The sequence below is a fragment of the Burkholderia sp. SIMBA_051 genome, from assembly GCF_046534915.1.
In the GTDB taxonomy this organism is placed as follows: Bacteria; Pseudomonadota; Gammaproteobacteria; order Burkholderiales; family Burkholderiaceae; genus Burkholderia; species Burkholderia ambifaria.
In genome coordinates, this window is record NZ_JAWRXS010000225.1 from 1 (window position 1) to 276 (window position 276).

Consider the following 276-nt stretch of genomic DNA (forward strand, 5'->3'; position numbering starts at 1 on the left):
GCCGAAACGCCTGATCACCATCACCGAAATCCGCAGCAGTCCGCACCACGTATTGAACGCACCAACGTGTCCGCGCAGGAAGTTCTCCATACGGGCGTCGAGGAAGAAGCGCAAGTAAATGTCGCGCGAGTACGAGAGCACCATCACGAACGCCATCAGTGGTCGACGTGCACGGCCAATCTCGATGTAGCCGAAGTGACCCCAATCGACCTGTGCTTGCTCACCCGGCAATGTCCTCAGTCGCAGGAAGGCCTCCGCGGGCTTTCTTGGACGGTG

At 59.4% G+C, this 276-nt stretch carries 1 pseudogene; it reads right to left on the reverse strand.

What is annotated here, in order from left to right:
• Nucleotides 1–276, reverse strand: a pseudogene (locus SB771_RS34285) (IS21 family transposase); the annotation flags it as partial.